20 protein-coding genes and 5 tRNA genes are annotated in these 16,982 nt (G+C 70.1%); 6 read left to right on the top strand and 19 right to left on the bottom strand.

The features are described 5' to 3' along the window. Window positions 1-42: 42 nt before the first annotated feature. Together thiD and ACFC8N_RS22605 are read right to left on the bottom strand one after the other, a co-directional pair. Window positions 43-834 carry a bifunctional hydroxymethylpyrimidine kinase/phosphomethylpyrimidine kinase gene (thiD, locus tag ACFC8N_RS22600; RefSeq protein ID WP_362823232.1) on the bottom strand — a complete coding sequence of 264 codons (792 nt, stop codon included), beginning with the start codon at window positions 832-834 and terminating at the stop codon, window positions 43-45. Continuing rightward, a complete protein-coding gene (locus ACFC8N_RS22605; RefSeq protein WP_356024618.1) occupies window positions 831-1,796 on the bottom strand; it encodes a thiamine-phosphate kinase in 966 nt (321 codons plus the stop codon). The genes thiD and ACFC8N_RS22605 overlap by 4 nt, the downstream gene beginning before the upstream one ends. A 233-nt stretch (window positions 1,797-2,029) precedes the next feature. On the opposite strand from ACFC8N_RS22605, the gene ACFC8N_RS22610 reads away from it, so the two are divergent. Beyond that, window positions 2,030-2,263, top strand: a complete 234-nt coding sequence (locus ACFC8N_RS22610) for an Lrp/AsnC family transcriptional regulator (protein WP_003997603.1) — start codon at window positions 2,030-2,032, stop codon at window positions 2,261-2,263. Window positions 2,264-2,283: 20 nt separating this feature from the next. Beyond that, entirely contained in the window at window positions 2,284-2,805 is a 522-nt protein-coding gene (locus tag ACFC8N_RS22615; protein ID WP_356024621.1) for a DUF3515 domain-containing protein, read from the top strand. A 12-nt stretch (window positions 2,806-2,817) separates the two neighbouring features. On the opposite strand, the gene ACFC8N_RS22620 is transcribed toward ACFC8N_RS22615, so the two are convergent. The 3 genes from ACFC8N_RS22620 to ACFC8N_RS22630 all read right to left on the bottom strand — a co-directional run bounded on the left by ACFC8N_RS22620 (window position 2,818) and on the right by ACFC8N_RS22630 (window position 5,852). After that, window positions 2,818-3,975: a D-alanine--D-alanine ligase family protein gene (locus ACFC8N_RS22620; protein ID WP_362823229.1), complete on the bottom strand. Its 1,158-nt coding sequence runs from the start codon at window positions 3,973-3,975 to the stop codon at window positions 2,818-2,820. Between the two features lie 81 nt (window positions 3,976-4,056). Continuing rightward, window positions 4,057-5,067, bottom strand: a complete 1,011-nt coding sequence (locus ACFC8N_RS22625; protein ID WP_356024625.1) for an NAD(P)H-dependent glycerol-3-phosphate dehydrogenase — start codon at window positions 5,065-5,067, stop codon at window positions 4,057-4,059. Continuing rightward, window positions 5,064-5,852, bottom strand: coding sequence for a lysophospholipid acyltransferase family protein (locus ACFC8N_RS22630; RefSeq protein WP_356024628.1), 789 nt, complete (start codon window positions 5,850-5,852; stop codon window positions 5,064-5,066). The genes ACFC8N_RS22625 and ACFC8N_RS22630 overlap by 4 nt, the downstream gene beginning before the upstream one ends. 154 nt (window positions 5,853-6,006) lie before the next feature. Between ACFC8N_RS22630 and cofC the strand changes: the two genes are divergently transcribed. After that, window positions 6,007-6,642, top strand: coding sequence for a 2-phospho-L-lactate guanylyltransferase (gene cofC, locus ACFC8N_RS22635; RefSeq protein WP_376289298.1), 636 nt, complete (start codon window positions 6,007-6,009; stop codon window positions 6,640-6,642). Between the two features lie 10 nt (window positions 6,643-6,652). After that, complete coding sequence (locus tag ACFC8N_RS22640; RefSeq protein WP_071379653.1) at window positions 6,653-6,856, top strand: hypothetical protein; 204 nt, start codon at window positions 6,653-6,655, stop codon at window positions 6,854-6,856. Between the two features lie 71 nt (window positions 6,857-6,927). Here ACFC8N_RS22640 and ACFC8N_RS22645 read toward each other — a convergent pair whose 3' ends face one another. The 4 genes from ACFC8N_RS22645 to leuC form a co-directional block, all read right to left on the bottom strand. Continuing rightward, window positions 6,928-7,578 (bottom strand): HU family DNA-binding protein, encoded by a 651-nt coding sequence (locus tag ACFC8N_RS22645; RefSeq protein WP_356024635.1) that lies wholly within the window; start codon window positions 7,576-7,578, stop codon window positions 6,928-6,930. Between the two features lie 136 nt (window positions 7,579-7,714). Beyond that, a complete protein-coding gene (locus tag ACFC8N_RS22650) occupies window positions 7,715-7,945 on the bottom strand; it encodes a hypothetical protein (RefSeq protein WP_356024637.1) in 231 nt (76 codons plus the stop codon). A gap of 267 nt (window positions 7,946-8,212) precedes the next feature. Continuing rightward, window positions 8,213-8,806, bottom strand: a complete 594-nt coding sequence (gene leuD, locus ACFC8N_RS22655) for a 3-isopropylmalate dehydratase small subunit (RefSeq protein ID WP_362823226.1) — start codon at window positions 8,804-8,806, stop codon at window positions 8,213-8,215. Window positions 8,807-8,811: 5 nt separating this feature from the next. Then, complete coding sequence (leuC, locus tag ACFC8N_RS22660) at window positions 8,812-10,239, bottom strand: 3-isopropylmalate dehydratase large subunit (protein WP_356024641.1); 1,428 nt, start codon at window positions 10,237-10,239, stop codon at window positions 8,812-8,814. A gap of 209 nt (window positions 10,240-10,448) precedes the next feature. Here leuC and ndgR point away from each other — a divergent pair, with 209 nt between their 5' ends. Continuing rightward, window positions 10,449-11,165, top strand: coding sequence for an IclR family transcriptional regulator NdgR (ndgR, locus tag ACFC8N_RS22665; RefSeq protein WP_009320373.1), 717 nt, complete (start codon window positions 10,449-10,451; stop codon window positions 11,163-11,165). 99 nt (window positions 11,166-11,264) lie between these two features. Here the strand turns inward: ndgR and ACFC8N_RS22670 are convergent, their stop codons facing one another. Continuing rightward, window positions 11,265-11,774: a DUF4188 domain-containing protein gene (locus ACFC8N_RS22670; RefSeq protein ID WP_356024644.1), complete on the bottom strand. Its 510-nt coding sequence runs from the start codon at window positions 11,772-11,774 to the stop codon at window positions 11,265-11,267. Window positions 11,775-11,857: 83 nt separating this feature from the next. On the opposite strand from ACFC8N_RS22670, the gene ACFC8N_RS22675 reads away from it, so the two are divergent. After that, the gene (locus ACFC8N_RS22675) at window positions 11,858-12,502 is read left to right on the top strand and encodes a MerR family transcriptional regulator (protein WP_356024645.1); all 645 of its coding nucleotides are present in this window, start codon (window positions 11,858-11,860) and stop codon (window positions 12,500-12,502) included. 52 nt (window positions 12,503-12,554) lie between these two features. Here the strand turns inward: ACFC8N_RS22675 and ACFC8N_RS22680 are convergent. The 9 genes from ACFC8N_RS22680 to ACFC8N_RS22720 form a co-directional block, all read right to left on the bottom strand. Continuing rightward, a tRNA-Glu gene (locus ACFC8N_RS22680) sits at window positions 12,555-12,627 on the bottom strand. A gap of 28 nt (window positions 12,628-12,655) precedes the next feature. Beyond that, window positions 12,656-12,727 (bottom strand) — tRNA-Gln (locus tag ACFC8N_RS22685). 21 nt (window positions 12,728-12,748) lie between these two features. Then, window positions 12,749-12,821: transfer RNA gene (locus ACFC8N_RS22690), tRNA-Glu, on the bottom strand. A 29-nt stretch (window positions 12,822-12,850) separates the two neighbouring features. Beyond that, window positions 12,851-12,923: transfer RNA gene (locus tag ACFC8N_RS22695), tRNA-Glu, on the bottom strand. A gap of 21 nt (window positions 12,924-12,944) precedes the next feature. Further along, a tRNA-Gln gene (locus ACFC8N_RS22700) sits at window positions 12,945-13,016 on the bottom strand. 90 nt (window positions 13,017-13,106) lie between these two features. Beyond that, window positions 13,107-13,850, bottom strand: a complete 744-nt coding sequence (locus tag ACFC8N_RS22705; protein ID WP_356024647.1) for an HAD family hydrolase — start codon at window positions 13,848-13,850, stop codon at window positions 13,107-13,109. Between the two features lie 88 nt (window positions 13,851-13,938). Then, complete coding sequence (gltX, locus tag ACFC8N_RS22710) at window positions 13,939-15,423, bottom strand: glutamate--tRNA ligase (protein ID WP_376289303.1); 1,485 nt, start codon at window positions 15,421-15,423, stop codon at window positions 13,939-13,941. Further along, a complete protein-coding gene (locus ACFC8N_RS22715) occupies window positions 15,416-16,204 on the bottom strand; it encodes a fumarylacetoacetate hydrolase family protein (protein ID WP_356024652.1) in 789 nt (262 codons plus the stop codon). Before ACFC8N_RS22715 ends, gltX begins: the two co-directional genes overlap by 8 nt. Window positions 16,205-16,366: 162 nt before the next feature. Next, window positions 16,367-16,555, bottom strand: coding sequence for a hypothetical protein (locus ACFC8N_RS22720; RefSeq protein ID WP_356024654.1), 189 nt, complete (start codon window positions 16,553-16,555; stop codon window positions 16,367-16,369). Between the last annotated feature and the right edge of the window lie 427 nt (window positions 16,556-16,982).

The raw sequence follows: 16,982 nt of genomic DNA on the forward strand, positions 1-16,982 counted from the left end.
GGCCGGCTTTTTGCCGTACTCACGCTTGCCGTACTCGCGAGGTCACTCGGGCGACCTGAACCGCCAGCCGTGGTCCACCGGCCCGATCCCGGCCCCGAGCGCGAACCCGGCGGCGATGGCCCCCGTGACGTACTCCTTGGCCGCCACGACGGCCTCCGGCACGCCCTGCCCCTTCGCCAGGCCCGACGCGATGGCGGAGGCCAGCGTGCAGCCCGTGCCGTGCGTATGCCGGTTGTCGTGGCGGGGCGCCCGCAGCCAGTGCTCCGCCGAGCCGTCCGTGAGCAGGTCGACGGCGTCTCCGGCCAGATGCCCGCCCTTGATCAGCACCCAGCGCGGCCCGTACTCCAGCACGGCCGCCGCGGCCCGGCGCAGATCGTCCTCCGACTCGACGCGCACGCCTGTGAGTTGGGCCACCTCGTCGAGGTTCGGGGTCGCCACGGTGGCCGCCGGGAGCAGTTTCGTGCGCACGGAGTCCAGCGCGGACGCGGCCAGCAGCGGGTCGCCGTGCTTGGAGACGCCGACCGGGTCGACCACGGCCGGGGCGTCCGTGCCCAAGATCAACTCGGCGACCGTCTCGACCAGTTCCGCCGAGGACAGCATGCCGGTCTTCACGGCCTGGACGCCGATGTCGTCCACGACGCTGCGGTACTGGGCCCGCACCGCCGCCACCGGCAGCTCCCAGGCGCCCTGCACGCCCAGCGAGTTCTGCGCGGTCACGGCCGTGATCACGCTCATGCCGTGCACGCCGAGCGCCAGCATCGTCTTCAGGTCGGCCTGGATGCCCGCGCCGCCGCCGGAGTCGGAACCGGCCACCGTCAGTACGCGCGGGATCACGACTCGATGTCCCCGAAGTGGTCCCAGCCGCCCTTGCTGGTCCAGGGCGCCCCGTCGACGGTCACCTGGGGCAGCGCGGAGGGGTTGAGGACCTCTCCGATGACCTTCCAGCGGGCCGGCAGCTTGGTGTCCGGCGGGAAGGTCGCGACGATCGCGTGGTCCTCTCCCCCGCTCAGCACCCACTGGAGCGGGTCGACGCCGACGGCCTGACCGATGTCGTTCATCTGGGTCGGGATGTCGATCGCGCCGGAGCGGATGTCGATACGTACCTTGCTGGCCTCGGCGATGTGCCCGAGGTCGGCGATCAGCCCGTCGCTCACGTCGCACATCGCGGACGCGCCGAGCCGGGCGGCCGCCGGGCCCGCGTGGTACGGCGGCTCGGGGCGGCGGTGGGCCTCGACGAAGGCGCGCGGGGAGCGGAAGCCGCGCGAGAGGACCGCGTAACCGGCCGCGGACCAGCCCAGCCAGCCCGTGACGGCCACCAGGTCGCCGGGCTGGGCTCCCGCGCGCGTGACGGGCTCCTGGTTGCGCAGATCGCCGAGCGCGGTGATCGACACCATGATCGTGTCGCCGCGTACGACGTCCCCGCCGACCACCGAGGCGCCCGCGACCTGGCACTCGTCGCGCAGGCCGTCCATCAGCTCGCTCGGCCAGGTCACCGGGAGTTCGGCGGGCACGACCAGGCCGAGCAGCAGCGCGGTCGGCACGGCGCCCATGGCGGCGATGTCGGCGAGGTTCTGGGCCGCCGCCTTGCGTCCCACGTCGTAGGCCGTGGACCAGTCGCGGCGGAAGTGCCGCCCCTCCAGCAGGATGTCGGTGCTCGCCACCACGCGCCGGTCGGGCGCGGCGACCACCGCGGCGTCGTCGCCGGGGCCGATCCGGACCGCCGGGGTGGTGGTGAGACGGGAGGTGAGCTCCCTGATGAGCCCGAACTCCCCGAGCTCACCAACAGTGCCCTTCATTTCCCTTGCTCCCCTTCTGTCCCTGGTCGCTGGTCGTGCCCAGTCGCGCGACATCAGTGTCCCCGATACGGTCGAGATGACCGTCGCCCGGTCGAGGTCGACCGTCAACCTCCGTCGCGCCTGCACCCTGGCGCGCAAGCCCGGTTCCCGCAGGTCTCCCCTCGGGGAGCGGCGACGCGATACCGTGGCGTTCCTTTTCCCCACATGATCCTCGTGGCCGCCCTGGAGGTTCCGTGGTACAGGCGTACATCCTGATCCAGACGGAGGTCGGCAAGGCGTCGACCGTCGCCGAGACGATCAGCAAGATCCCTGGAGTGATCCAGGCCGAGGACGTGACGGGTCCGTACGATGTCATCGTGCGCGCCCAGGCCGACACGGTCGACGACCTCGGCCGGATGGTGGTCGCGAAAGTCCAGCAAGTGGACGGCATCACGCGCACCCTGACCTGTCCGGTCGTGCATCTGTAGCCCCCGTCTACGCTTGGCCGGTGAACATCTTCCGTCACCGGCCCCTCGGCCTGCTCGCGCCCGCGCTGCTGATCGCGGTCGCGGGCTGTTCCTCGGCAGACGACAGCGCCTCGGTGGCGGTTCCCACCCCCGACGCGAAGACGGCCCCGGTGTGCCGGGACCTGCACAAGGTGCTGCCGCAGAAGCTCGACGGACGGAGCCGTGACGACCCCGCACCCCGGTCCGCCTACACGGCGGGCTGGGGAAGCCCGGCGATCATACTGCGCTGCGGTGTCGTACGGCCGCCGAAGATGGTCGATCCGAAGGTGGCGGAAGGGGGCGACCCGGACGCGATCGCGGGCGGGGTGAACGGCGTCGACTGGCTGATGGAGAAGCAGGGCGACGGGACCTGGCGGTTCACGACGGCCAACCGCGTGGCCTATGTGCAGATCGGCCTGCCCAAGGGGATGTCCGCGCAGGACGAGGGCACGGCGGTGCTCACGGACATCGCGCCGGCTGTGAAGAAGGCGATCCCGGTCGGGATCGCCTCCATGCGCGGGTGAACTGCGAGCTGCTCAGCGCAGCCCGGTCGGGCGGCGCAGCGCGGCCTGCACCAGGCGGTCGATCAGCTCGGGGTAGCCGACGCCCGTGGCCTGCCACATCTGCGGGTACATCGAGATCGGCGTGAAGCCGGGCAGGGTGTTGATCTCGTTGATCACGAACTCGCCGTCCTCGGTGAGGAAGAAGTCCGCGCGGACCAGCCCCTCGCAGGAGGCGGCCTCGAACGCCTCGACCGCGAGCCGCCGCACCTCGGCGGTCTCCGCGTCGGTGAGCGGCGCCGGGACGATGCCGGGCGTGGAGTCGATGTACTTGGCCTCGAAGTCGTAGTACGCGTGCGTGTCCGGCGGCGGGATCTCGGCCGGTACGGAGGCGCGCGGGCCGTCCTCGAACTCCAGGACGCCGCACTCGATCTCGCGGCCCCGCAGGGCGGCCTCGACGAGGATCTTCGGGTCGTGCTGCTGGGCGGTGGCGATCGCCTCGTCCAGGCCGGACAGGTCGTCGACCTTGGTGATGCCGATCGAGGAACCCGCGCGCGCGGGCTTCACGAACAGCGGCCAGCCGTGCTCGCCCGCGAAGTCGACGATCTTCTTCCGGGCGGCGGACTCGTCCTGCGCCCACTCACGGGGGCGGATCACCACGTAGGGGCCGACCTTGAGCCCGAAGGAGGTGAAGATCCGCTTCATGTACTCCTTGTCCTGGCCGACGGCCGAGGCGAGCACGCCGGCGCCCACGTACGGCACGCCGGACAGCTCCAGGAGGCCCTGAAGGGTGCCGTCCTCGCCGTAGGGGCCGTGCAGCACCGGGAAGACCACGTCGACCTCGCCCAGAGCCTTGGGCACGGAGCCGGGCTCGCTGTAGACGACTTCGCGGTTCGCGGGGTCGACGGGGAGCACCACGCCGCCCTCGTGCGACTCCGCCAGCTCCTCGACGTCGGGGGTGCGGCGGTCGGTGATGGCCATCCGCTCCGGTTCGTCGGCGGTGAGGGCCCACCGGCCGTCCCGGGTGATGCCGATCGGCAGGACGTCGTACTTGGTCCGGTCGATGGCCTTGAGGACGGCGCCGGCGGTGACCACGGAGATCCCGTGTTCGGAGCTGCGCCCGCCGAACACGACGGCCACGCGCGGCTTGCGCGACGGCTGCTCAGGGCTCTGGGGAAGGTTCTCGGTGCTCATATCGGGTTGAGAGTACCCGGTGGTAGAGCCCGGATACAGCGTCGACTCCGCCCGGGAACGAACAGAGACGGGCGCGTTCGCTCAGCGTCGTTCGGGCTTCGCGCTGCGCGACATCAGCTCCTTGACGGCGACCACGGGCGACTTGCCCTCGTGCACGATGGCGACGACCGTCTCGGTGATCGGCATGTCGACACCGTGCCGGCGGGCCAGATCCAGCACGGACTCGCAGGACTTGACGCCCTCGGCGGTCTGCTTGGTGACCGCGATGGTCTCCTGGAGGGTCATGCCCTTGCCGAGGTTGGTGCCGAAGGTGTGGTTGCGGGACAGCGGCGAGGAGCAGGTGGCCACCAGGTCGCCGAGGCCCGCGAGGCCGGCGAAGGTCAGCGGGTCGGCGCCGAGCGCCACCCCGAGCCGCGCGGTCTCGGCGAGGCCGCGCGTGATCAGCGAGCCCTTGGCGTTGTCGCCGAGCCCCATGCCGTCCGCGATGCCGACGGCGAGCCCGATGACGTTCTTCACGGCGCCGCCGAGCTCGCAGCCCACCACGTCGGTCTCGGTGTACGGCCGGAAGTACGGCGTGTGGCAGGCGGCCTGGAGGCGCCGGGCGACGGCCTCGTCGGCGCAGGCGACCACGGCGGCGGCCGGCATGCGGGCGGCGATCTCCCGGGCCAGGTTGGGCCCGGTGACGACGGCGATGCGCTCGGCGCCGACCTTGGCGACGTCCTCGACGACCTCGCTCATCCGCATGGCGGAGCCGAGTTCGACGCCCTTCATGAGGGACACGAGCACGGTGCCCGGGGCGAGCAGCGGGGTCCACTCGGCGAGGTTCTCGCGCATCGTCTGGGAGGGGATCGCGAGGACCGTGAAGTCCGCGTCCCGCAGGGCCTCGGCCGCGTCGGCGGTGGCCCGCAGGTTCTCCGGGAGTTCGACTCCGGGCAGGTAGTCGGGGTTCGTCCGGGTCGAGTTGACCGCCTCGGCCAGCGCCGGGCGGCGGGCCCACAGGGTCACCTCGCAGCCCGCGTCGGCGAGGACCATGCCGAAGGCGGTGCCCCATGAGCCGGTGCCCATGACCGCCGCCTTTACCGCCTTGCTCACTTGCCCTGCCCCTCCGGTTCCTTGCCCTGCGTGTGTGCTTCGGTCTGTGCCTGCGCCTGTGTGCGGCGCCGCTGCTCGATCCGCTCGCGGCGCGGGTCGTAGGCCGTCTCGGGCGCCTTCTCGCCGCGGATCTCCTCCAGCTGGCGCGTGACGGCCGCCATGATGACCTCGGTGGCCTCCTTCAGCAGGTCCGGGGTCATCTCCTTGTCGTAGAAGCGCGAGAGGTCCACGGGCGGGCCCGCGAGCACGTGATGGGTCTTGCGCGGGAGGAGGTTCGGCTTCTTGGCGTACGGCGGCAGCAGTTCGTTGACGCCCCACTGGGCGACCGGGATGACCGGGCACTTGGTCTGCAGGGCCACGCGCGCGGCGCCCGTCTTGCCGGTCATGGGCCAGCCGTTCGGGTCGCGGGTGAGGGTGCCCTCGGGGTAGAAGGCGACGCACTCGCCGCGCTCCACGGCGTCGATCGCGGCCCGGAAGGCGCTGAGCGCGTCGGTGGACTCGCGATAGACGGGAATCTGCCCGGTACCGCGCATGGCGGCGCCGATGAATCCCGTCTTGAAAAGGCCGCTCTTCGCCAGGAATCGCGGAACCCTTCCGGTGTTGTACTGATAGTGCGCGTACGCGAAGGGGTCCACGTGGGAATTGTGGTTCACCGCGGTGATAAATCCGCCCTCGGCCGGAATGTGCTCCATTCCGCGCCAGTCACGCTTGATCAGAACCACCAGCGGCGGTTTGCAGATCACCGCGGCGAAGCGGTACCAGAAGCCGATTCTGCGGCGGGGCACAAGGACACCTTCCTCTAGGCATGCCACCTCGGCGGGGGGCCGCACAAGTGTCGCCCCGGGCCGCCGGTCTGTCGAGAACACCGTACGCCCCGCCCTGCGTGTCCTCGGATACAGCGGGTGACAATGAGCGCGACAAGAGAGGGACGGTACGCCGGTGCAGTGGACCTTGGTCATCCCGCTGAAGCCCCTGGTGCGGGCCAAGAGCAGGCTCTCGGACACGGCCGCGGACGGAGTTCGCCCGGGGCTGGCCCTCGCGTTCGCGCAGGACACGGTTGCCGCGGCGCTGGCGTGCGCGGCCGTCGCGGGTGTGGCGGTCGTCACGGACGACGAGCGGGCCGGACGGGAACTGGCGGCGCTGGGCGCGCGGATCGTCCCGGACACCCCCGCGGACGGCCTGAACGCCGCCCTGGCGCACGGTGCGGCGGCGGTACGCGCGATTCGCCCCGGAGCGGCCGTGGCGGCCCTGAACGCCGATCTGCCGGCACTGCGCCCGCGGGAACTGGCGCGGGTACTGGACGCCGCCGCGGAATTCCCCCGTGCCTTTCTCGCGGATGCGGCGGCTATCGGCACGACACTGCTGGCGGCGGGGCCGGAACAGGAATTGCAGCCGGCGTTCGGCATCGATTCCCGCAACCGCCACCGGGCCTCGGGCGCGCGGGAACTCACGCCGGCCGGGGTGGATTCGGTGCGACAGGACGTGGACACCGGGGACGATCTGCGCGCGGCGCTGGCCCTGGGGGTGGGCCCGTACACAGCTGCCGCCGCGGCGGGCCTGCTGAGCGCCCCGTAGGCTGAACTCCATGCAGGCCACCGCATACACCTACGACCCCGAGACCCGCAGCGGACAGGTGCTGCTCGACGACGGCACCCCCGTGCCGTACGACACCGCGGCGTTCGACGCCGGCGGGCTGCGGCTGCTGCGGCCCGGGCAGCGGGTGCGGATCGAGACCGAGGGCCGCGGGGACGCCCTGCGGATCACGCTCGTCACGCTGCAGACGCTGTAACCGTCCCCGCACACGCCGCGGGCCGGGCTCCCCTGGGGAGTCCGGCCCGGCGCGTGAGTGCCCTGGAGACCTTACGACGCCTTGCGCGCGGTGGTCTTCTTCGCCGTGGTCTTGCGAGCCGTCGACTTCTTGGCCGGCGCCTTCTTCGCGGTGACCTTCTTGGCCGGGGCCTTCTTGGCGGCGGTCTTCTTCGCGGCGGCGGTGGTCTTCTTCGCCGCCGCCGTGGTCTTCTTGGCGGTCGTCTTCTTCGCCGTGACCTTCTTCGCCGCGGCCGTCGTCTTCTTCGCCGCCGCCGTCGTCTTCTTGGCGGTCGTCTTCTTCGCCGTGACCTTCTTCGCGGCCGCCTTGGTGGCCTTCTTCGCCGCGGCCTTCTTGATCGCCGTGCCGCCGGTCAGGCTGCCCTTGGGCGCCTTCTTCACGGCGACCTCGCCGCCGCGCGGGAGCTTCTTCGAGCCGCTCACCAGGTCCTTGAAGCCCTGGCCCGCGCGGAAGCGCGGCACGGAGGTCTTCTTGACCCGAACCCGCTCGCCCGTCTGGGGGTTGCGGGCGTAGCGGGCGGGGCGGTCCACCTTCTCGAAGGACCCGAAGCCGGTGACCGAGACCCGCTCGCCCGCGACGACCGCGCGGACGATGGCGTCCAGGACATGATCGACAGCCTCGGCCGCCTGCTGGCGGCCACCCATCTTGTCGGCAATCGCTTCTACGAGCTGCGCCTTGTTCACGTCTTCCCCTTCGGAGACATCGCCAGAACGAAAGTGTTCAAGCTTTTTCGCACGTTAGGCAGATATATACCGCAAATCAAACACGAAACGGGCTTATCACCCTTGTGCCGCAACGGATTCGGCGCTCCCAAGCTGCTCAGTGGTCCTCTTCGGGGATCCGCCCCGCGTCGAGGTCCGCGTTGAACCGCTCGAGCCGCCTTGCCGCAGCGGCGAGATCGTGCTTGGCCGCGGCCGTAATGACCAGCAGCTTCCGGGTCAGCGCCATCCGTACGCCCTCCGGGACTTGCAGTGCGCGCACCCTTGCATGCGCTTCCTTGAGCTGGTTCGCGACCGCCGTATAGAGCTGGAGTTGGCCGTCGTGTCCCATGCACAGATTGTGCCATCTGGGGCGAGTTGTCGCCTGCGCAGGGTGTAACTGCCGCCTCAAATGGCCTTCCAGGCACTTGCGGAGGCTGCGATCATTGCACTCGCCTACCCGGCCAACAGCCTTCCTAACGTGGCAAGTTGAGGACAGCGTAAGAGGTGCGCAGGTCCGATCGGGTGCAGACATGGCTGTACCCCCAATCGTGGCGATCGGGGGTACAGGCGGGGTGTTGCGGTGGCCGAAATCAGCCCTGGGGATCAGGGCCGGCGATCAGGCCTGGAGCGTGCGCGGCTTGTAGGTCGGCCGCTTGGCCTCGTAGGCGGCGATGTCGGCGTCGTTCCGGAGCGTGATGGAGATGTCGTCCAGGCCGTTCAGCAGGCGCCAGCGGGAGTTCTCGTCCAGCTCGAAGGAGGCGGTGACGCCCTCGGCGCGCACCTCACGGTTCTCCAGGTCGACGGTGATCTCGGCCTGCGGGTCCGACTCGACGAGCTCCCACAGCGCGTCCACGACCTTCTGGTCCAGAACCACCGTGAGCAGGCCGTTCTTCAGCGAGTTGCCCCGGAAGATGTCCGCGAAACGGGACGAGATCACGGTCTTGAAGCCGTAGTTCTGCAGGGCCCAGACAGCGTGCTCGCGGGAGGAGCCGGTGCCGAAGTCGGGACCGGCGACCAGGACGGTCGCGCCCTGCCGCTCGGGACGGTTGAGCACGAACTCGGGGTCCTTGCGCCAGGCCTCGAACAGCCCGTCCTCGAACCCGTCCCGGGTCACCTTCTTGAGCCAGTGAGCAGGGATGATCTGGTCGGTGTCGACGTTGCCGCGGCGCAGCGGGACGGCCCGGCCGGTGTGGGTGGTGAAGGCTTCCATGGTTCTCAGACTCCAGCGGGCGCGGGGGTGTCGGCGGACAGGTCGGCGGGCGAGGCGAGGTGGCCCAGGACGGCGGTCGCGGCCGCGACCTGCGGCGACACCAGGTGCGTACGGCCGCCCTTGCCCTGCCGGCCCTCGAAGTTGCGGTTGGAGGTGGACGCGGAGCGCTCACCCGGGGCCAGCTGGTCGGGGTTCATGCCGAGGCACATCGAACAGCCCGCGTGCCGCCATTCGGCGCCGGCCTCCTTGAAGACCACGTCCAGGCCCTCGGAGACGGCCTGGAGACCCACCCGCGCGGAGCCCGGGACGACCAGCATCCGTACGCCGTCGGCGACTTTGCGGCCCTTGAGGAGCTCGGCGGCGGCACGCAGGTCCTCGATGCGGCCGTTGGTGCAGGAGCCTACGAAGACGGTGTCCACCTCGATGGAGCGCAGCGGCTGGCCGGCCTCCAACCCCATGTATTCCAGGGCCTTTTCGGCGGCGAGGCGCTCCGAAGCGTCTTCGTACGAAGCCGGGTCGGGGACGTCGGCCGAAAGCGGCGCGCCCTGGCCGGGGTTGGTGCCCCAGGTGACGAACGGCGACAGCTCGGCGGCGTCGATGACGACCTCGGCGTCGAAGACCGCGTCGTCGTCGGTGCGCAGGGTCTTCCAGTACGCGACGGCGGCGTCCCAGTCCGCGCCCTCGGGTGCGTGGGCGCGGCCCTTGAGGTACGCGAAGGTGGTCTCGTCGGGGGCGATCATGCCCGCGCGGGCGCCGGCCTCGATCGACATGTTGCAGATGGTCATCCGGGCCTCCATCGAGAGCTTCTCGATGGCGGAGCCGCGGTACTCCAGGATGTAGCCCTGGCCGCCGCCCGTGCCGATCCTGGCGATGATCGCCAGGATCAGGTCCTTGGCGGTGACGCCCTCGGGCAGTTCGCCCTCGACCGTGATCGCCATGGTCTTCGGGCGGGCCAGCGGCAGCGTCTGGGTGGCCAGCACGTGCTCGACCTGGGAGGTGCCGATGCCGAACGCCAGCGCGCCGAAGGCACCGTGCGTGGAGGTGTGCGAGTCGCCGCAGACGACGGTCGTACCGGGCTGCGTCAGACCGAGCTGCGGGCCGACGACGTGCACGACGCCCTGCTCGACGTCGCCCAGCGGGTGCAGCCGCACCCCGAACTCGGCGCAGTTCTTGCGCAGCGTCTCCAGCTGGGCACGGGAGACGGGGTCCGCGATGGGCTTGTCGATGTCGAGGGTCGGGGTGTTGTGATCCTCGGTCGCGATGGTGAGGTCGAGACGGCGCACCTGGCGACCGCTCTTGCGCAGCCCGTCGAAGGCCTGCGGGCTGGTCACCTCGTGCAGGAGGTGCAGATCGATGTAGAGGAGGTCGGGCTCGCCCTCGGCGCGCCGGACGACGTGGTCGTCCCAGACCTTCTCCGCGAGTGTCCTACCCATCGCTTTCCCTCCGGCCGGCAGACGTGCGCCGGCCCAACTAGAGATCCTGAGGATGCGGCGGCTGCCCTTGCGAGGGCCCCTGAACGTCGTGATTCCGGGCGTCCGCCACCGGGCCCGTTGGTCCGCGGGCCGCCTGTGTGTTTCCAGAGTGGCGCGTTCCACGGAAAATTGAACTTGCGTTTCACAGAGTGAGACATGAGTATCGTTGCATGGACAACAGTAGCGGCGTCGGCGTTCTGGACAAGGCGGCCCTCGTCCTGAGCGCTCTGGAGTCCGGTCCGGCCACCCTCGCGGGTCTGGTCGGGGCCACCGGACTGGCACGACCCACGGCCCACCGCCTGGCCGTGGCCCTGGAACACCACCGCATGGTGGCACGCGACATGCAGGGCCGTTTCATTCTCGGCCCGCGCCTCGCGGAACTGGCGGCGGCGGCCGGCGAGGACCGCCTGCTCGCCACGGCCGGCCCCGTGCTCACCCACCTCCGCGACGTCACGGGCGAGAGCGCGCAGCTCTACCGGCGCCAGGGTGACATGCGCATCTGCGTGGCCGCGGCGGAACGGCTGTCCGGCCTTCGGGACACCGTTCCGGTGGGCTCCACGCTCACGATGAAGGCCGGCTCCTCGGCGCAGATCCTCATGGCCTGGGAGGAGCCCGAGCGGCTGCACCGGGGCCTGCAGGGCGCCCGCTTCACGGCGACGGCCCTGTCGGGCGTACGGCGCCGCGGCTGGGCCCAGTCCATCGGCGAGCGCGAGCCGGGCGTCGCGTCCGTCTCCGCGCCCGTGCGCGGCCCCTCCAACCGCGTGGTGGCCGCCGTGTCCGTCTCGGGCCCGATCGAGCGCCTGACGCGCCATCCCGGCCGGATGCACGCCCAGGCGGTCATCGACGCCGCCGCCCGCCTCTCCGAGGCCCTGCGCCGCTCGGGCTGAGCAGGCGCCGCCCGGGGACACGTCCGGGGACGCCGGGGAGGGCCTGCCTCAACGCCGCGGCAAGCCCTCCCCGATCCCCCGATCCCCCGATCCCCCCGGTCAGCCGGTCTTCTCCGCGACCGGCACCCCCTTCGACCGGTAGGCGAACCGGTCCTTCGCGTACCGGCCCCGCCGCTCCAGCGGGACCTGCCCGTGCGCCGCGGCCAGCCCGAACGCGGGCATGTCGCCGTAGATCGCCTCGTACGACCCCTCGGGCACGACGTACGACTCGTGCCAGATGCCGACCTGCCCGCGCAGCTTCCCGTCCCGCTCCTTGCGGTTGAGGCGCGCCCAGGCCTTGTGATGGAAGGCGTCCGAAGCCGTCGCGTAGGCGTACAGCCGGTCCTTGGACTCCCAGTACTGCACGACGTAGTACGTCCGCGGCGAGGCCGTCAGCAGGACGTGGCTGAGCAGGCCGCGCTCGGGTTCCTTCCGCAGATCCCGCAGCATGCGGAGCATCGCGAGCATCACCGGCAGCCAGAGGTGCACCGCCCAGAAGCGGTTGATCCGCATGCCGATCAGCAGGACGACGACCTCGCCCTTCGCGTCAGCGGTCGTTCGGTTCACCATGACCACTCCCCCTTCATTGGTGAGCGAAGCTATCCAAGTAGCAATGCTTGGATAGTGCCGTTATCCGAGAAGGAGCGCAAGAGATGCGGCTGGCCGAACTGAGCGAACAGAGCGGTGTGTCCACGGCGACGATCAAGTACTACCTGCGCGAAGGGCTGTTGCCGCCGGGCCGCCAGATCAACGCCACGACGGCCGAGTACGACGAGGAGCATCTGCGCCGGCTGCGGCTGGTGCGGGCGATGATCCAGGTGGGCCGGGTGCCGGTGGCGAAGGTGCGCGAGGTGCTCGGGCACGTGGACGACGACTCCCTGCCCCGCACGATCCGCCTGGGCGCGGCACTGTGGGCGCTGCCGCAGGTGCCGGAGCCGGACGCGGAGGACGAGTACGTCCAGGCCGCGCACCGGGAGGTCGGAGCGCTCCTGGAGCAGCTCGGCTGGACGAACGCCAAGCAGCTCACGACCCTCTCGCCCGCGTACCGCTCGCTGGTGGTGGCGGTGGCCGCGTTCCGCCGGATCGGCTACACCTTCGGCGCCGAACTGCTCGTGCCGTACGCCGAGTTGATGTACCGGACAGCCGTCCTCGACCTGGACAACATGGAGGCGTATCCGTCGCAGGCGGAGCGGGTCGAGTTCGCGATCCTGGGGGCGGTCCTCAACGAGCCGGTACTGCAGGCGCTGCACCGGCTGGCCCAGGAGGAGGAGACGGCGCGGCGGTACGGCTTCGAGTAGCCGGCGTCGGACACGACGAAGGCCCTCCGCCGAAGCGAAGGGCCTTCTCCTGTACCCCCGACCGGATTCGAACCGGCGCTACCGCCTTGAGAGGGCGGCGTGCTAGGCCGCTACACAACGGGGGCGTGGACACTGCGTTTCCGCAGGTCCGAGCTGGTCTACCTGGACTCGAACCAAGACTAACTGAACCAGAATCAGTCGTGCTGCCAATTACACCATAGACCAATGATGGTTTAGACCAGTCAGTACCCCCGACCGGATTCGAACCGGCGCTACCGCCTTGAGAGGGCGGCGTGCTAGGCCGCTACACAACGGGGGCCCTAGCGATCCCGACGAGATCGAGATCAGTACCCCCGACCGGATTCGAACCGGCGCTACTGCCTTGAGAGGGCAGCGTGCTAGGCCGCTACACAACGGGGGCTTTGCAGATGAGCTCTGCGAGCTGGCCTACCTGGACTCGAACCAAGACTAACTGAACCAGAATCAGTCGTGCTGCCAATTACACCATAGGCCACTGGAACTCAACCCCCTGTGGGGTTCTCGTTCTAGTTTGCTCCTCGGGGCTCCGGCCTTTCGGCCCGCTCCCCTCGGCGCAGGAAGAACATTACCCGAAGGTGGACGGGGCTCCAAAACGGGTATCCGCGCGGACGAGCGCGGGGAGTTCGGCGAGGGTCGTGATCCGGTGGACGGCGCCGTGCCCGACCGCTTCGCCGGCCGGCCGCTCAGCGGCCCCGCCGCGGTCGATCCACACCGACACCAGCCCGGCCTCGGCGGCGCCCCGTCCGTCGATCTCCGGGTGGTCGCCGACGTACGCCACCTCGTGCGGGGGCAGCGCGAGAGCCTCGCAGGCCGCGCGGAAGGCCCCGGGCTCCGGCTTGGAGACGCCCAGCTCGGCGGCGCACAGGACGGCCTCGAAGCGGTCGCGGATGCCGAGGGTGCGCAGCTTGTGCTCCTGGACCGTGATGCTGGAGTTGGACAGCACCGCGTGCCGGTGACTGGCCGAGAGGGCCTCCAGGGCGGGCAGGACGTCCGGGAAGAGGCTCCAGGCGGCCTCGTAGTGCCCTATGTACCGCTGGAACCAGGCGTCGGCCTCGTCGTCGGTCAGGTCCGCGGCGAGGAACACACGCACGCGGTCGCGCCGCTGGTCCTGGAAGCCGCGCTCCCCCGCCGCGAACCGCGCCCACTGCTGGTCGGTGACCTCCCGCCACCGGGCCAGGGCCGCCTCGGCACCGCCGTACCCGTCGAACAGCCCCTCGGCCACCAGATGCGCCCGCATGCCCTGCCGGTCCGCGGTCGTGTAGTCGAAGAGGGTGTCGTCGACGTCCCAGACAACGGCTCTGATCGTCATGATCCGAACCTATCCCGTGAGGAACGCGACAGGGGCGGCATCCGGGAACTTCCGGATGCCGCCCCTGCGGGTACGGCGGCGACGACGGTTACGCGGCGAGCTTGGCCAGCGCCGCGTCGATGCGGGCCAGCGTCTTCTCCTTGCCCAGGACTTCCAGGGACTCGAAGAGCGGCAGGCCGACGGTGCGGCCGGTGACGGCGACGCGGACCGGGGCCTGGGCCTTGCCGAGCTTGAGGCCGTGGGCCTCGCCGGCGGCCAGGACGGCCTCCTTCAGGGACTCGGCGGAGGTCCAGTCCGCCGCCTCCAGGTTCTCGCGGGCCGTGCGGAGCAGAGCGTCGCTGCCCTCCTTCATCGCCTTCGTCCAGGACGCCTCGTCGAAGACAGGCTCCGTCAGGAACAGGAAGTCGACGTTGTCGGTGATCTCGGAGAGCACCTTGAGGCGGGTCTGCGCGTGCGGGGCGATCGCCGCCCACTTCTCCTCGTCGAAGTCCTCGGGCGCCCAGGGGGCGAACGGGGCCTGCAGCCAGGGGGCGCAGCGGCCGGCGAACTCCTTCACATCCAGCATGCGGATGTGGTCCGCGTTGATCGCCTCGCACTTCTTCAGGTCGAAGCGCGCCGGGTTGGGGTTCACGTCGGAGATGTCGAAGGCCGCGACCATCTCCTCGATCGTGAAGATGTCCTTGTCCGCGGAGAGCGACCAGCCCAGCAGGGACAGGTAGTTGAGCAGGCCCTCGGGCAGGAAGCCCCGGTCCCGGTAGAGGTTGAGGGACGACTCCGGGTCGCGCTTGGAGAGCTTCTTGTTGCCCTCGCCCATCACGTACGGCAGGTGGCCGAAGGCCGGGGTCCGCTTCGCGATGCCCAGCTCGATCAGCGCCTTGTACAGCGCGATCTGGCGCGGGGTGGAGGAGAGCAGGTCCTCGCCGCGCAGGACGTGGGTGATCTCCATCAGGGCGTCGTCGACCGGGTTGACCAGGGTGTACAGCGGGGCGCCGTTCGCGCGGACGATGCCGTAGTCCGGCACGTTCTCCGGCGTGAAGGTCAGCTCGCCGCGGACCAGGTCGGTGAAGGTGATCGTCTCGTCCGGCATCCGGAAGCGGACGATCGGGCTGCGGCCCTGGGCCCGGTACTCCTCGACCTGTGCGGGGGTGAGGTCGCGGCAGTGGCCGTCGTAGCCGGACGGCCTGCCGGCGGCGCGGGCGGCCTCGCGGCGGGAGTCCAGCTCCTCCTGGGAGCAGTAGCAGTGGTAGGCGTGACCGGCGTCCAGCAGCTTCTGCGCGACGTCCTTGTAGAGGTCCATGCGCTGCGACTGGCGGTACGGCGCGTGCGGGCCGCCGATCTCGGGGCCCTCGTCCCAGTCGAAGCCGAGCCAGCGCATCGCGTCGAGCAGCTGGTCGTACGACTCCTCGGAGTCGCGGGCCGCGTCGGTGTCCTCGATGCGGAAGACCAGAGTGCCCTGGTGGTGCCGGGCGAACGCCCAGTTGAACAGGGCGGTGCGGACCAGGCCCACATGCGGGTTACCGGTGGGCGAGGGGCAGAAACGGACGCGTACGGGGGAGCCGGGTGCGCTAGCCACGCTTGACAACCTTGTTGGTGAGTGTGCCGATGCCTTCGATGGTGACGGCGACCTCGTCGCCGACGTTCAGGGGGCCGACCCCCGCGGGGGTGCCGGTGAGGATGACGTCGCCGGGGAGCAGGGTCATGGCCTCGGAGATGTTGACGACCAGGTCCTCGATGGGGTGGATCATCTCGCTCGTGCGGCCGAGCTGGCGCTGCTCGCCGTTGACCGTGCACTGGACGGTCAGGTCGTTCGCGCGCGCGAGGTCCAGGTCCGTCTCCACCCAGGGGCCGAGCGGGCAGGAGGTGTCGAAGCCCTTGGCCCGGGCCCACTGCTTCTCGCGCTTCTGCACGTCGCGGGCGGTGACGTCGTTCGCGCAGGTGTAGCCGAAGATCACGTCCTTGACGCGCTCGCGCGGGACCTCGCGGCACATGCGGCCGATGACGACGGCCAGCTCGGCCTCGTGGTGCAGTTCCTCGGAGAAGGGCGGGTACTGGATGTCGTCGCCGGAGGCGATCATCGAGGTGCTCGGCTTGAAGAAGGCGAACGGCGCGTCCGGGACCTCGTTGCCCAGCTCCTTCGCGTGGTCCGCGTAGTTGCGGCCGAAGGCCACGATCTTGTTGCCGATGACCGGGGGCAGGAGCCTGACCTTGCTCAGCGGGACCTTGACACCGCTGAGCTCGAAGTCGACGCCGTAGGGAATGCCCTTGATGATGTCCAGGACGAGCTCGTCCTGCTTGTCGCCCTCGACCGCGCCGAAGGCGACGTTCCCGTCGATGGAGAACCTGGCGATGCGCACGGGATCCTTGCGCCCCTCACAGTTGAGAACCGGCGTGCTGACGCCCCAGGTTAACCGGTCGAGGGGTCGGATTCCTCCCGGAAATGCCTTCCGCCGAATTCCCCGGTGCCCGGAATTCGGCGGAATAGGTGAGCGGCCGCGCGGCCGCTCCGCGCCCGTCGGCTACTCTGCGGCCACCGCCTGGGCCGGGACGTCCACCAGGACGGTGCGCCGCGGGTTGGCCGTGTGGACCGGAAGGTCGACGGAGTGCTCCGGCAGCTCGGCGGTCTGCAGCTCGCCGGCGTCCTTGAGGTGCGCCAGGGTCGTGCGCCGAGGATTAGCGATCTTGTGGAACATCATCGTCGTCTTCACCGTTGTCGTCCTGTGCCCTCTGGTCGAGTGGGTTTGCAGAGTCGTCACCCTTGTAAAGCGTCAGGCTAAACATCCAATTCCCTGCCGACGGCGCCAACTGCCCCTGTGGCGCATGTGAGTTTCCTCACGGCGTCGCGGACAAAGCGGTCAAATCACTTCGTCAATCCGGCCTTACGAAACGGACATTGACCACCTGAAGCCCTCATTCCGCTCCTGATCATGGCGACTGGGACACCTGACGCCGACCGACAACTCGCCTGGTTTCACCCGTTATGCACGGGATAAGCTTCCACGTCAGGTGACATGGCACTCACAGCCCGTCACCGAGGTCACGGCTCGGTCCACGGCCCTTGTTGGAGATCCGGCACTGTGCTGGAATTCCACGGACCGCCGCAGGATCGAGCCGGCGCACAGGCGGCGCGACGCA

It is taken from the genome of Streptomyces sp. NPDC055966 (genome assembly GCF_042269865.1).
GTDB lineage: Bacteria > Actinomycetota > Actinomycetes > Streptomycetales > Streptomycetaceae > Streptomyces.

What these genes read in the sequence shown, in the direction of transcription:
- ACFC8N_RS22605 (WP_356024618.1), bottom strand. Translation starts at nt 1,796, where the DNA reads ATGAAGGGCACTGTTGGTGAGCTCGGGGAGTTCGGGCTCATCAGGGAG.
- ACFC8N_RS22620 (WP_362823229.1), bottom strand. Translation starts at nt 3,975, where the DNA reads ATGAGCACCGAGAACCTTCCCCAGAGCCCTGAGCAGCCGTCGCGCAAG.
- ACFC8N_RS22640 (WP_071379653.1), top strand. Translation starts at nt 6,653, where the DNA reads ATGCAGGCCACCGCATACACCTACGACCCCGAGACCCGCAGCGGACAG.
- ACFC8N_RS22650 (WP_356024637.1), bottom strand. Translation starts at nt 7,945, where the DNA reads ATGGGACACGACGGCCAACTCCAGCTCTATACGGCGGTCGCGAACCAG.
- leuD (WP_362823226.1), bottom strand. Translation starts at nt 8,806, where the DNA reads ATGGAAGCCTTCACCACCCACACCGGCCGGGCCGTCCCGCTGCGCCGC.
- leuC (WP_356024641.1), bottom strand. Translation starts at nt 10,239, where the DNA reads ATGGGTAGGACACTCGCGGAGAAGGTCTGGGACGACCACGTCGTCCGG.
- ndgR (WP_009320373.1), top strand. Translation starts at nt 10,449, where the DNA reads ATGGACAACAGTAGCGGCGTCGGCGTTCTGGACAAGGCGGCCCTCGTC.
- ACFC8N_RS22670 (WP_356024644.1), bottom strand. Translation starts at nt 11,774, where the DNA reads ATGGTGAACCGAACGACCGCTGACGCGAAGGGCGAGGTCGTCGTCCTG.
- ACFC8N_RS22675 (WP_356024645.1), top strand. Translation starts at nt 11,858, where the DNA reads ATGCGGCTGGCCGAACTGAGCGAACAGAGCGGTGTGTCCACGGCGACG.
- ACFC8N_RS22705 (WP_356024647.1), bottom strand. Translation starts at nt 13,850, where the DNA reads ATGACGATCAGAGCCGTTGTCTGGGACGTCGACGACACCCTCTTCGAC.